This is a genomic window from Micrococcus sp. NPDC078436 (genome assembly GCF_040702705.1).
Lineage (GTDB): Bacteria > Actinomycetota > Actinomycetes > Actinomycetales > Micrococcaceae > Micrococcus.
Map to the genome: position 1 here is coordinate 1 of NZ_JBFBLX010000021.1, position 12,532 is coordinate 12,532.

General features: G+C 73.6%; 12 protein-coding genes and 1 pseudogene. 2 read left to right on the forward strand and 11 right to left on the reverse strand.

Going from position 1 to position 12,532, the window contains the following annotated elements; genetic code table 11:
* Positions 1-89: 89 nt before the first annotated feature.
* On the reverse strand, positions 90-1,010 hold the full coding sequence (locus tag AB0302_RS10665) for an SDR family oxidoreductase (protein WP_298714483.1): 921 nt from the start codon (positions 1,008-1,010) through the stop codon (positions 90-92).
* A 334-nt stretch (positions 1,011-1,344) separates the two neighbouring features.
* Complete coding sequence (locus AB0302_RS10670; protein WP_319076398.1) at positions 1,345-1,866, reverse strand: GyrI-like domain-containing protein; 522 nt, start codon at positions 1,864-1,866, stop codon at positions 1,345-1,347.
* 463 nt (positions 1,867-2,329) lie between these two features.
* Here AB0302_RS10670 and AB0302_RS10675 point away from each other — a divergent pair.
* A pseudogene (locus tag AB0302_RS10675) lies at positions 2,330-2,749 on the forward strand (CGNR zinc finger domain-containing protein); the annotation flags it as partial.
* A gap of 29 nt (positions 2,750-2,778) precedes the next feature.
* On the opposite strand, the gene AB0302_RS10680 reads toward AB0302_RS10675, so the two are convergent.
* Positions 2,779-4,407: an amidohydrolase gene (locus AB0302_RS10680; RefSeq protein ID WP_366371981.1), complete on the reverse strand. Its 1,629-nt coding sequence runs from the start codon at positions 4,405-4,407 to the stop codon at positions 2,779-2,781.
* Positions 4,408-4,482: 75 nt separating this feature from the next.
* Entirely contained in the window at positions 4,483-5,316 is an 834-nt protein-coding gene (locus AB0302_RS10685) for an alpha/beta hydrolase (RefSeq protein ID WP_366371983.1), read from the reverse strand.
* A 60-nt stretch (positions 5,317-5,376) separates the two neighbouring features.
* On the opposite strand from AB0302_RS10685, the gene AB0302_RS10690 reads away from it, so the two are divergent.
* Positions 5,377-6,081: a Pr6Pr family membrane protein gene (locus AB0302_RS10690; protein WP_366371985.1), complete on the forward strand. Its 705-nt coding sequence runs from the start codon at positions 5,377-5,379 to the stop codon at positions 6,079-6,081.
* Positions 6,082-6,149: 68 nt separating this feature from the next.
* Here AB0302_RS10690 and AB0302_RS10695 read toward each other — a convergent pair whose 3' ends face one another.
* The 7 genes from AB0302_RS10695 to AB0302_RS10725 form a co-directional block, all read right to left on the reverse strand.
* On the reverse strand, positions 6,150-7,694 hold the full coding sequence (locus tag AB0302_RS10695) for an alanine/glycine:cation symporter family protein (RefSeq protein ID WP_366371987.1): 1,545 nt from the start codon (positions 7,692-7,694) through the stop codon (positions 6,150-6,152).
* A 110-nt stretch (positions 7,695-7,804) separates the two neighbouring features.
* Positions 7,805-8,800 carry an ABC transporter substrate-binding protein gene (locus AB0302_RS10700; protein WP_248115842.1) on the reverse strand — a complete coding sequence of 332 codons (996 nt, stop codon included), beginning with the start codon at positions 8,798-8,800 and terminating at the stop codon, positions 7,805-7,807.
* Between the two features lie 31 nt (positions 8,801-8,831).
* Complete coding sequence (locus tag AB0302_RS10705) at positions 8,832-9,533, reverse strand: ABC transporter permease subunit (RefSeq protein WP_248115843.1); 702 nt, start codon at positions 9,531-9,533, stop codon at positions 8,832-8,834.
* Positions 9,530-10,279, reverse strand: coding sequence for an ABC transporter permease subunit (locus AB0302_RS10710; protein WP_366371990.1), 750 nt, complete (start codon positions 10,277-10,279; stop codon positions 9,530-9,532). Before AB0302_RS10710 ends, AB0302_RS10705 begins: the two co-directional genes overlap by 4 nt.
* Positions 10,276-11,085, reverse strand: a complete 810-nt coding sequence (locus AB0302_RS10715) for an ATP-binding cassette domain-containing protein (protein WP_248115846.1) — start codon at positions 11,083-11,085, stop codon at positions 10,276-10,278. Before AB0302_RS10715 ends, AB0302_RS10710 begins: the two co-directional genes overlap by 4 nt.
* Positions 11,086-11,231: 146 nt before the next feature.
* Complete coding sequence (locus tag AB0302_RS10720; RefSeq protein WP_366371992.1) at positions 11,232-11,594, reverse strand: hypothetical protein; 363 nt, start codon at positions 11,592-11,594, stop codon at positions 11,232-11,234.
* Positions 11,595-11,662: 68 nt separating this feature from the next.
* On the reverse strand, positions 11,663-12,520 hold the full coding sequence (locus AB0302_RS10725) for a MerR family transcriptional regulator (RefSeq protein WP_366371994.1): 858 nt from the start codon (positions 12,518-12,520) through the stop codon (positions 11,663-11,665).
* Positions 12,521-12,532 lie beyond the last annotated feature (12 nt).

A 12,532-nucleotide genomic window follows, 5' to 3' on the forward strand; every position in this document is an offset into this window, starting at 1 on the left:
GAACGTGACGACTCGGTCACGTTCTGTTGGTATCCGCGCGGGATACCAACAGAACGTGACGACTCGTTCCGTGGGGGTGGTTCAGCCGATCACGGCGTGGGCATGCCGCCGGTGACCGCGATGGTCGCGCCCACCACGTAGGAGGACTCGGGCGAGGCCAGGAACACGTAGGCCGGGGCGAGCTCGGTCGGCTGGCCGGCGCGGCCCAGCGGCGTGGACTGGCCGAACTCCGGCAGGTCCTCGGGCTGCTGGCCGCCCGAGGGCTGCAGCGGCGTCCAGATGGGGCCGGGCGCCACGGCGTTCACGCGGATGCCCTTCGGGGCGAGCTGCTGGGCGAGGCCCTTGGTGAAGGTGTTGATCGCGGCCTTCGTGGCCGCGTAGTCCACGAGCTTCTCCGGCGGCATGTAGGAGACCACGGAGGTCGTGTTGATGATCGTGGCGCCCGGCTTCAGGTGCGGCAGGGCGGCCTTGACCAGGCGGAACTGCGCCAGGATGTTGACGTCGAAGGTGGCCTCGAGCTGCTCGTCGGTGATGTCCTCGATCGACTCCTGGGCCACCTGCTTGCCGCCGTTGTTGACCAGGATGTCGAGGCCGTCGAGCTCCTCCACGGCCTTCGCCACGAGGTCCTTCGCGAACTGCTTGTCGCGCAGATCGCCCGGGATCGTCACGGCCTTGCGCCCGGCGGCCTCGATGACCTCCTTGACGTGCTGCGCGTCCTTCTCCTCCTCGGGGAGGTAGGAGATGACGACGTCGGCGCCCTCACGCGCGAAGGCGATCGCGGTGGCCGCGCCGATCCCGGAGTCGCCGCCCGTGATGAGCGCCTTGCGGCCCGTCAGGCGGCCGGTGCCGCGGTAGGACTCCTCGCCGAGGTCGGCCTTGGGCGTCATCTCGGCGTCCAGGCCGGTGCCGGGCAGGGACTGCTCGGGCGGGGTGATGGCCGGGTAGCGCTTGACCGGATCCTGCAGGGTCAGCTGGTCGGTGGTGATGGTGTTCGCGTCGTCGTTCGCCACGATCTGCTCCTTCGTCTCGGGGGACGCGCAGTCCGCACGCCTCGTCCTCCCGACCCTACGGACGGGCGCGGGGGCTGGGCCACGCCTGCGATCCTGGGAGCACCCTGCGAGGCCGCGACGCCCGCCGCCGTCAGGGCCGTGATCGCCAGGAGCAGGACGGTGGTGCTCGCCGCCCCCTCGGCCCGCAGGTCCACGGCGAACTGCCCCACGGTCTCCAGCAGCCACGTGCCGCCGAGGGCCCAGTACAGGCTGGGGGCGGCGTGGAGGAGGCCGGCCACCATCGCGAGCGTGAAGAAGCCCCTCCCCCGGGTCCGCCGCACGGCGCTCCCCGCCGTCAGCGGTCCCGCAGCGCCGGCGTGCCGTGGACCGGCACCGCCAGCCCGGTCACGAGAGTGGCGGGGTCGACGCCAGGGCCCGGCTCCGTGTCATAGGCCTCCCAGAAGACGTCACCGGGCTCGCCGCCGAGCTCCTGCACCTGCGTGATGAACGCGGGCCACGCCTGCGGCAGGCCCTCGTACGGGCCGGTGTGCTTGGCGGTGGCCAGGCGGCAGGCCGGTAGCGACGACGGCTCCACGCGCACCCCATCCATCTCCACGGGACCGGCCAGCGGCGCGGCCAGGGGGAAGCCGACCTCGAGATCCACGGTGTCCCCGAGCCCATGGCGGACGTCGCCGTCGTACCTGGAGAAGGCCGGCCCCACGGGCGTGACCTCGCCCCGCGCGATGGCCCCGCCGAGGGCGGTGAAGGCGGAGTCCATGAACGTGTGCATGTCGGCGGTGGGCTGGTCCACGCCGCGCACCACGGCGGTGGGGAAGCCGGGGAAGTCGATGACCTGGACGTCGGAGAGGGTGCTCATGGGCTCAGTCTGCCCCGGGACGGACGATCCGGCACGTGTCGAGCCATGCTGGGCCGGGCGGAGCAGAGCCATGCCGGGCCGAGCCGAGCCGAGCCGAGCCGAGGGAGGGAGGGAGGGAGGGAGGGAGGGTACGCGATCCAGAAATGCCATGGGTCAACCGGCTTAGCCCATGGCATTTACGGACCGACACCTCCCCGCTCCGCCCACAGCTTGCCGTCACCGGCCACCCCGCCCCCGGCTCACGGTTGGCTGCCCACGGATCACAGCTCAGGGCTCACGGCTCACGGCTCACGGCTCACGGCTCCGCACGATCCTGTGGACAACGTCGCCTCCGCGCCTCGCGCAGGGTTCCATGGATGGCATGCGTCTCTCGCCCGTCGCGCGCACCGGTGCCTTCCTCGCGGCCGAACTCGCGACGATCGAGCGCCACGGCAGCGGCGGCGCCGCGTACGCCGAGGCGTTGATGCGGCACGGTCTCCTCCCGAGCTCCCTCGACCCCGACGACGCCCTGACGTTCCCGCAGACCGTGCAGCTCGCCGGCTGGGCCCGGGTCCTGCGCCCGGTCTTCGGCACCACGAGCGCAACCGCCGCGCCGGACCGCGGCGCCGCCGTCGACGCCCTGCTCGAGCGCGCGGGGGTGCGACTGCGCCTCGCATCCGGCCCCGACCCGCGGTGGCGATTCACGGTCGAGGGCGAAGCGCCCCTGGCTGCCGTGCAGGCGTGCACGGCGGGCGGGCTGGCCCTGTTCGTCCTCGAGGCGGGCGCGGACCGGCTCGGCGAGTGCGCGTCACCGCGCTGCCACGAGCTGTTCGTGGACCTCACGCGCAACGGCAGCCGGCGGCACTGCACGCCCAGCTGCGGCAATCACCAGGCGGTGCGCCGCCGCCGGGACCGGCTGGCGATCGAGGCCCTCTACAGCCCGCCATGCACGAACTCCCCGCCCACGGCCGTGGCCACCACCTCGAGGTCCGCGATCTCCTCGCTCGGCACCTCCCGCGGATCCTCGGAGAGAACCGCGAAGTCCGCGAGCTGACCGGCCACGAGCCGGCCCTTGCGGCCGCCCCAGCCGGTGGCCTCGGCCGAGCCCACCGTGTAGGCGTGCAGGGCCTGCTCCACCGTGATCCTGTCCTCCCGGCCGTACACGCGCCCGGTCTCGGTGCGCCGCAGCACGAAGTCCTGGACCACGTTCAACGGCCGGCCCCCGGCCACGGGACGGTCCGAGCTGCCCGGCAGCACCAGGCCCGCGCGCAGCAGCCGCCCGGCCGGGTAGGACAGCGGCACCCGCGCGGCGCCGATCCGCTCCTCCACCGAGTCGCCGAACGCGCTGATGAAGTTCGGCTGCGTGGCCATCACCACGCTCAGCGCCGCCATCCGCTCGATCTGGTCGTCGCGCACCACTCCGCCGTGCTCCACGCGGTGGGGCATGGCTGGCCGGCCGAAGCGCTCCCGGGCCTCCTCGATCACGTCGAGGGAGAAGTCGAGTGCCGCGTCGCCGATCGCGTGCATGGCCAGGCTCCAGCCCGCCCCCGCCGCGGCCAGGGAGGCCCGCCGCATCTCGCCCGGGTCGCCCTGGAGGTAGCCGCTGCCGTGGGGTCCGTGGCAGTAGTCCTGCGTCATCGCGGCGGTCGCGCCCAGCATGGCGCCGTCGGTGAACACCTTCGTGGGGCCGATCTGCAGCCACTCGTCGCCGACGCCGGTGCGCACGCCGGCGTCGAGCGTCACCTGGGCGCCGTCGTCGGTGTGGCCCTCCACGGGGTGCAGGGCGTCCAGGGTGACCATCGTCTGGAAGCGCGTCTTGAGCAGGCCCTGCGCACGCGCCCGCTGGTAGGCGCCGAACTCGAGGGTGCTGTGGCCGATCCAGCCACCCGCGATCCCGGCGTCCGTCACGGAGGTGATCCCCTCGGCCGCGTACTCCGCGGACGCCCGCTGAAGGCACTCGCCGATGTGCTCGTGCGACTCCGGGTGCAGCAGCCGCTGCACGAGCGACATTGCGGTCTCCTCGAGGAGACCGGTGGGGCGGTCATGCTCGTCCACGTGGATGTGCCCGCCCTCGGGCTGCTGCATGACCTGCTCGGAGATCCCGGCCATGTACAGCACCGCACCGGACACCGTGAACGCGTGCCCGGTGTTGTGGCGGATCAGCACGGGGCGCCCGTTCGCGGCCGCATCGAGGCCGTCGCGGTCCGGCTCGGGCCCGGTGAGGTGGCCCGGGTCGTAGCCCGTGCACGTGACCCACGCGCCGGGGATCAGCTCGTCGGCGCGGGCCCGCACGAGCCGGTAGACCTCCTCGGTGCTCGTCGCATGCTCGAGGTCCACGTCGAGCATGCTCTGCCCGAACCACACGCTGTGCGCGTGGGCGTCGTTGAAGCCGGCCACGACCGTCCGCCCCCGCGCGTCGAGCCGCTCCCGGGCGGTGAGCCCGTCGAGCTCCTCGTCCACCCCGACGACGAGCCCGCGCCACACGCCCAGGCGCCGGGCGTGCGGTCGGGCGGGGTCGCCGGTGCGGATGCGGGCGTTGTCCACGATGAGGTCGAGCTGCATGGGTCCGGGTCTCCTGGGCGGTCGGCGGATCGGGCGGTGGGCGGATCGGGCGGCGGGCGGCGGGCGGCGGGCGGATCAGGACGCGACGTTCCGGGCCACCAGCGCCGCCCATGCCCGGACGAGGGCGTGCACGGCCTCCGGCTGGTCCAGGTGCAGGTTGTGCCCGGCCGCGTCGAGGGCCGTGTACGTGGCGCGCGGATAGTGCGCCAGCAGCCCGAACTGGTCGCGGAATCCCACCAGGTGGTCCTCCCGGCCCGTGAGGATCAGCGCGGGCGCCTCGAAGGTCTCGGCGCTCTCCTCCGGCACCTCGGGGAGGACGTATCGTGCGGAGAGGCGCTCCACGGCGTCCTCGTCCACGAGGCGGATGCCGGGCAGCGCGTTCGCACGGAACCGCTCCCACGTGTCCGGGGTCAGGCGCGGGGACATCTCGAGGAACGGCGCCGCGTCCTCGGGATCGAGGCCGTCCAGGAACGCGGCGTCGCGCTCGCGCACCACGAGCTCCTCGCGGTCACGCTCGTCCTCGTCCGGATCGACGACGGGCGCCAGCAGCGCCAGCCCCACCACCTGCGCCGCGACCACGGCCGCCGCGTGGCGGGCGAGGAGCCCGCCGAGGGAGTTGCCCAGGAGGGCGAACGGGCGCTCCCCGACCTCCTCGCGCAGCCAGGCGAGGAGCCAGTCGGCCAGCTCCGGGAGGCCGCCGTCGCCGTCGAGGGCGGCGGTGCGGCCGAAGCCGGGCAGGTCGACGTAGATCCGCTCGAACGCGCCGGCCTCGGCCAGGGCGTCGTCGAGGGGCAGCAGGAGGCGGTGGTCCACGCCGTTGCCGTGGACGAGCACCAACGGGGTGCCCGTGCCGCGGCGGACGACGTGCGGATGCTCGGGAGTGCGGGTGGGCGCGGTGCGATCGGTCATGGGGTGAGCGTACGAGGCCGTCGCTGGCGTCCGGTGCGTCCGCGGCCCCAGGATGGGCGCATGATCGACCCCACCCCCACCGCCGTCACGGCGACGGCCCGGCTCGCGTTCGCCGTCGCCGCCGTGCTGTCTCTCGGCGGGAACCTGCTCTCGTTCTGGATCGGCTGGCACAAGGACTCGGACCTGGACGCGGGGGCGGGCTACTCGCACGTGTTCGCGCACGGGTGGGAGAACCTGCTGAACCAGCCGACGTACTTCACGTTCCTCTCCAACTTCCTCGTCGGGATCACGTCCCTGCTGCTGGCGCTGCGCCTGCACCGGCCCTCCACCCTCGTCCGGGTGCTGCGGCTGACGGGCGTGGCGTGCATCGTGATCACGGGCGTGGTGTTCAACCTGCTGCTGCGCGACGGCCCCTCGGCCACCCCGCTCGAGGGGTTCAACGACACGGTGCAGCACATCGTCACCCCGATCCTGACGCCGCTCCTGTGGGCCGTCGTCGGCCCGCGGCGGCAGGTGACGTGGCGCGTGGTGGGGCTCTCCACGGTCGTTCCGCTCGCGTGGCTGGCGTTCACCCTGGTCCGCGGCCCGTGGCTGGACTGGTATCCCTACACGATCCTCGACGTCCCCCGGCTCGGCTACGGCGGGGTGCTGGTCTACGTGGTGGCGATCCTCGGGTTCTTCGTGGCCGTGGCCGCGCTGCTGCGCGGCGCCGACGCGGCCCTGGCGCGCGCCGGCGTCGGGGTGGGGGCGGACCGCCGTCGGTGAGCGACGGGGACCCTGAGCGGTCCCGAGGCTGAGCGGCGCCGACGGCGTCGGCCGCCGGCGTCGGCCGGTCAGCGCCCCCTCGGCGGGACGATCGCGATGGAGCGGGTGTCCGGGGCGGTGTCCGCCACGTGGTCCATGGCCGCCTGCACGTCGCCGGTGCGCTGGTACTCGGCGTGCACCTGGCGCCACAGGTGGGCGTTGCGGGCGCCGATCGTGTCCGGGTCCAGGATCGGGTCCTGGCCGGCGCGGCGCTGGCGGTCGTAGTCCTTCATGAGGCGGATCGCCATGGGGCTGAGCAGCACGAGCGCGAGGATGTTCACCCACGTGTACAGACCGACGCCGAAGTCCGCGAGGGACCACACGAACGCGGAGGTCTGCACGGAGCCCAACACCATCGAGGCGGCCAGCAGCACGCGCGCGACGGCGATGCACGCCTTCTGCACGCCCTTGTCCGGGATCAGGTAGGCGAGGTTGGTCTCCGCGTAGAACGAGAAGGAGAGCAGCGTGGTGAAGGAGAAGAGGAAGACGGCGACCGCCACGAAGGCCGGCCCGAACGCCGGGAGGACCGTGTCCACGCCGGCCTGCACCCACGCCGGTCCCGCGTCGACGCCGGGCAGGTTCTGCGTCAATGTCGACTCCCCGTCCGGGCCCAGGACGTCGAAGCTGTTCGTGGCCAGGATGACCAGGCCGGTGACGGTGCAGACGAACAGGGTGTCCACGTAGGCGGAGAACGCCTGGGCCAGGCCCTGCTTCACCGGGTGGGACACGTGCGCGGCCGCGGAGGCCTGGGCGCCGGAGCCGGTGCCGATCTCCGTGGAGTACACGGCGCGGCGCACGCCCCACGAGACGGCCGCACCGAGGATGCCGCCGTAGATCGAGTGGGCGCCGAAGGCGCTCTCGACGATCATGGCGAACATCGCGGGGATCTGCTGCCACATCATGGCCACCACGAACAGGCCCACGAGGATGTACGCCGCCGCCATGAAGGGGACGACGAGGCCGACCGTGCGGCCCAGCCGGTGCATGCCGCCGAACACGATGGCGCAGAAGAGGGCCGCCATGGCCACGCCGACCCACAGCGGGTCCCAGCCCCACGCCGCCGTGGTGGCGGCCGTGACGGCGTTGGCCTGGATCTGCGGGCCGGTGACGACGGTGGCGAACACGGTGGCCGCCGCATACGCGAAGGCCAGCCAGCGCCACTGCCGGCCCAGCCCCTCGAGGATGTAGTAGGCCGGGCCGCCGCGGTACTCGCCGCGGATCTTGTGCTTGTAGAGCTGCGCCAGGGAGCTCTCCGCGAGCGCCACCGGGGCGCCGACGATCGCCGTCACCCACATCCAGAAGAGGGCGCCCGGGCCGCCGAGGTGGATGGCCGCCGCGACGCCGGCGATGTTGCCCACGCCGATGCGTCCGCCGAGCGCCATGGCGAACGCCTGGAAGGAGCTCACACCCGCCGACGAGGATCCGCCGTGGACCAGCTGGCCCACCATGTCCTTGACCAGCCGCACCTGCGGCACCGCCATGCGGATCGTGAAGTACAGGCCCAGGGCGAGGAGCCCGACGACCATGGTGAGGCTCCACATGAGCTCGTTGGCGGACGTGATGAAGTTCTCCATGGGATCCCCCAGGTCGACGACGAGTCCGTGTGACTATACCCACACCCGAGCCGGTGACCTGGCCCGAGCCGTCAGGAGAGGGCGGCCGCGGCCCCCGGAGGGCCTGCGCCTCAGACCAGCCCCTTCTCCTTCAGCCAGGCCGCGGCCACCTCGGAGGGCTGCTTCTTCTCCGCGCCCGAGTTCTGCGCGTTCATGGCCATCAGGTCCTCGGTGGTCAGCTCCGCCTGCACGGCGTTGACGGCCTCCTTCACCGGGTCCGTGGCCTTGTCCTGCGCCATGATCGGCACCACGTTCTGCGGGGTGATCATGCCCGAGGGGTCCTCGAGGGTCACGAAGCCGTTGTCCTTGATGGCCGGGGTGGTGGAGAAGATGTTGGCCAGGTCCACGTCGCCGTCGGCGAGGGCGCGCACCGTGAGGGGGCCGCCGCCGTCGCTGATGGCGGTGAACTCCATCGCGTCCTCCGGGACGCCGTAGACCTCGGTCAGCGCGCTCAGGCCGGCGCCGTAGTCGCGCTGGGCGAGCTCGGGCAGGCCGCCGATGCGCAGGGTGCCGTCGTAGTCCTTGAGCTGGTCGAGCGAGGTCAGGCCGTGCTCCTGCGAGAACTCGGCCGTCACGTTGTAGGAGTCCTTGTCCTGGGCCTCGGCGGGCTCGAGCATCACGAGGCCCTGCGGCAGGGCCGCGCGGAGGGCGTCGGCCACCTCCTGCGGGCTCGTGGCGGTGGCCTCCTTGTCGTAGAACCCCAGCAGGTTGCCGGTGTACTCGCCGATGAGGTCGATGGACCCGTCCTCGAGGGCGCTGAGGTACACCTCGCGCGCGCCGATCTGCATCTTGCGCTCCACGGTGATGCCCTTGGCCTCGAGGACCTGGGCGTAGAGCTCGCCGATGATCTCGGACTCCGCGAAGTTCGCCGAGCCCACGGTCACGGAGCCCGAGCCGCCCGCCGACGACGACGACGCACCGGACGCGGCGGCCGTCGTCGGGGTGGAGGAGGCGAGGGGGTCGGAGCCGCCGCCGCACGCGGCGAGCAGCGGGGTGGCGGCCAGCAGGCCGAGGACGGCGCGGCGGCGGGGGTTCGGGACGGAGGCCTGGGAGAAGGCGGCGGCCATGGTGGGGTCCTTTCGAATCGGGGAATGCGGCTCAGGCAGGTGCGCTTCCGGGGCCTGCGCCGCGGTGCGGGCGCAGTCCCCGAGGGGTCACGAGGCGTTGGGCGGTCAGCAGCACCGCGTCGGAGACGAGGGCCAGGAGGGCGATCAGCACGGCGCCGGCGAGCATGGCGGGGTAGTCCTGCACCGCGAGCGCGTCGAACAGGTAGCGGCCCAGCCCACCGAGTCCGAGGTACGCGGCCACGGACGTGGTGGCCAGCACCTGCAGGACGGCGGAGCGCAGCCCGCCGACGATCATGGGCAGGGCCAGCGGCAGCTCGACGGCGCCGATCAGCTGGGCGGTGGAGTGGCCGTGGGCGCGCGCGGCGTGGACCACCTCGCGGGGCACGGCCTGGAGTCCCGCGTACGTGCCGGCCAGCAGCGGGGGCACGGCGAGCACCACGAGCACGATCACGGTGGGGATGAGCGCCTGGCGCAGGCCGATCTGCAGCACGATCGCCAGGAACGTGAGCAGGCCGAGCGTGGGGAGGGCGCGGAGGGCGCTGGAGAGGGCGACGACGGCGCGCCGCCCCTTGCCCGTGTGCCCGATCCACACGCCCACCGGCAGCGCGATCGCGGCGGCGAGGAGCAGCGCCAGGGCGGAGTAGCCGAGGTGCTCGAGCACGCGGGCGGGCACGCCGTTCTCCCCGCTCCAGTGGGCGGGGTCGGCGAACCACGCGAACAGGTCCGCGATCATCGGGCGCCTCCCGTCGTCGCGGAGGCGTCGGCCGGCGCGGTGGCGGGGTCCCCGCCGAGGGCCAGGGCGGCCGCGGGCCCGGAGCCGGCGCGGTCCTCCGCGGGCGCCCGCCGGGCGCGCCGGGTCCACGGCATGAGCAGGGCGGCCAGGCCCACCAGGAGCGCGTCGACGGCGACGGCGAGGATCACCGTGCCCACGATCCCCGCCCCGATCTCGGCGAGGAAGGCGCGCGCGTACCCCTCCGTGAACAGGGAGCCGAGGGACTGCACGCCGATCAGCGCCCCCACGGAGACGAGCGAGAGGGTGGAGGCGCTGACCACGCGCAGACCGGCCAGGATCGACTCGCCGGCCTGCGGCAGCTCGACGCGCCAGAACAGCTGCCACGGGCTGTGGCCCTGGGCGCGGGCGGCGGTGAGCAGGTCGCCGTCGACGGCGTCGAATGCCTCGGAGGCGCTGCGCACCAGCAGGGCGGCGCCGTAGAGCGTCAGGGCGATCACCACGTTGAGCGGATCGAGGATCCGGGTCCCGATGAGGCCGGGGAGGATCACGAACACGGCGAGCGAGGGGATCGCGTAGACCACCCCGGAGCCGCCGAGCAGGAGGCGCCGGCCGATGCGGGAGGCGTTGGCCAGGCGGGCCACGGGGACGGCGATCAGCAGGCTCAGGAGGATGGCCGGGGCCGCGATGAGCACGTGGCGCAGCGCCAGCTCGCCGATGAGGTCGAGATTGCTCCAGATCCAGCTCACGGGGCCACCAGGGTCCCGGCCACGCGGCCGGCGGCGTCGACGACGGTGGGCGTGCCCGCGCGCTCCTCCACGTGCAGGCGGCGCCGGTCCCCGCCCACGAAGCGGGCCACGAAGTCCGTGGCCGGGCGGAGCAGGACGTGCTCCCCCGTGCCGCGCTGCTCCACGCGGGCGCCCTCGCGGAGCACGAGCACCTCGTCGCCGAGGAGGACGGCCTCGTCGACGTCGTGGGTGACGAAGAGGATGGTCTTGGCGAGCTCGCGCTGGATGCGCAGCAGCTCCGCCTGCAGGTCTGCACGGACCACGGGGTCCACGGCGCTGAAGGGCTCGTCCATGAGCAGGATGTCCGGGTCGGCCGCGAGCGCCCGGGCCACGCCCACGCGCTGGCGCTGGCCGCCGGAGAGCTGGGCCGGGTAGCGCTGCGCGAGCGCCGGGGTGAGGCCGACCATCTCCAGCAGCTCGTGGGCGCGGGCCTTCTCCGCGGCGCCGGCCCGGCCGGCCAGGCGCGGCACGGTGAGGACGTTGTCCAGCACGGTGCGGTGGGGCAGCAGGCCGGCGTTCTGCATGACGTAGCCGATGCGGCGGCGCAGGGTCACGGGGTTCAGGGAGGCGACGTCCTCGCCGTCCACGAGCACGCGGCCGGCGGTGGGGTCCACCATGCGGTTGACCATCTGCAGGAGGGTGGTCTTGCCGCAGCCGGAGGAGCCGAGGAGCACGACCGTGGCGTGGCGCGGGATCTCCAGGCTGAAGTCCTCCACGGCGCGGGTGCCGTCCGGGAAGGTCATCCCCACGTGCTCGAACCGGATCATGCGGGGCCTCCAGGATCGTGACGCGGCGGTGCTGCCGGGCGCGCTCGGGACTCCACCCTAGGACGCGCCCGCGGCGCGGGTACAGGGGCGGGGGGCGGAGGTGGAACGTCAGGGGCCGCGCTCGACGCGTCAGCAGTCCCGGCGCATCACCAGCCGGGGCCGACCCGAGCCCTTGGCCTTCGTCTCCCCACCACCGCGAAGCCGGCCGTGCCGAACATGGACCACGTGCCGGCGAAGGCCATGGTGAGGTCGATCCGGTCCGGTGCAGCGCTGGCGTCGGCCGCGCGATTGTCGATGGGGTGGGCCTCGACGGCCGGGGCGCCGAGGCGCGGGATCTCCGTGCGCGGACTGATGCTGCACCAGGCCACGGGCTCGCCGTCGGCGTACCCGACGACGCCGGGCGCGACGTCCCGGGCCGCGAGCGCGCGCATGGCGTCCTCGCGGGTCTCGCCGAGCTCGCGCATCTGCGGGGCGGGCGGGCCGTGGGTGGTGCGATCCGGAAATGCCATGGGCTGACGCGGATAGCCCATGACAATTCCAGGTCGAGGTCGGCGCCCGGGGCGTCAGACCTGCGGGTTCACCCCTCGAGCTCCCGCACCGTCGCGGCCAGCTCGATGCGACCCTCCATCGGGTCGGCCATGATCTGGCGCAGCTCGGCGTCGGCGAACGCGTCGTCGTCGAACGCCTCCATCAGAGCGATCATCGAGGGGTGCGGGAGCGCACCGCCGGGGGCGTCCTCGAGGAGGTCCACGTCCTGCTCGCCCGCGGCGAACGCCGCGTAGCGCTCCACGCGGCGCGGCAGCACGCCGGTGACGGTCTCGAAGCCCTCCGCCGCGAACGAGGGCGGCACCTCACCCGCCACCGGCAGCGCGAGGACCATCTCGACCGTGGTCGCGCCCCGCGCGCCCGGACGCATCGCCGTCCACATCGGGCCCGCCGGCTGGAGGCCCGCGGCAACAGCAGCTTGGCCGAGCGCCCCGAACTGTTCGTTGGCCCCGGCGTTCGCCGCGTCGGCGTCGAGGGCGTCCAGGTGCAGCTCCATGACGACGCCGACCCACGCGACGGCCTCGGCGGTGCGCTCCCGCACGACCGGCGCGCCGTCGTCGGGACCCTCGGCGTGCGCGCGGGCCAGGGTGAGGGCGCGGTCCTCCAGGTCGCGACGGCGCCGCAGCGCCTCTGCGTGCTCCTCCAGCAGGGCAGGCATCCGGTCGGGCTCCTCGAGGACCGCCTTGACGTCCTCCACCGCGAGCCCGGCGGCGCGCAGGACACGGATCTGCACGGCGGCCCGGACCTGACTCGGGGCGTAGCGGCGGTAGCCGGAGTGCGGGTCGACGTCGACGGGCGCGAGCAGGGCGCGATCGTCGTAGAACCGAAGGGCCTTCACGGACAGGCCTGTGGCGAGTGCGAACTCGCCGATGCTCATCAGGGCGGTCATGGGGTGATCCTC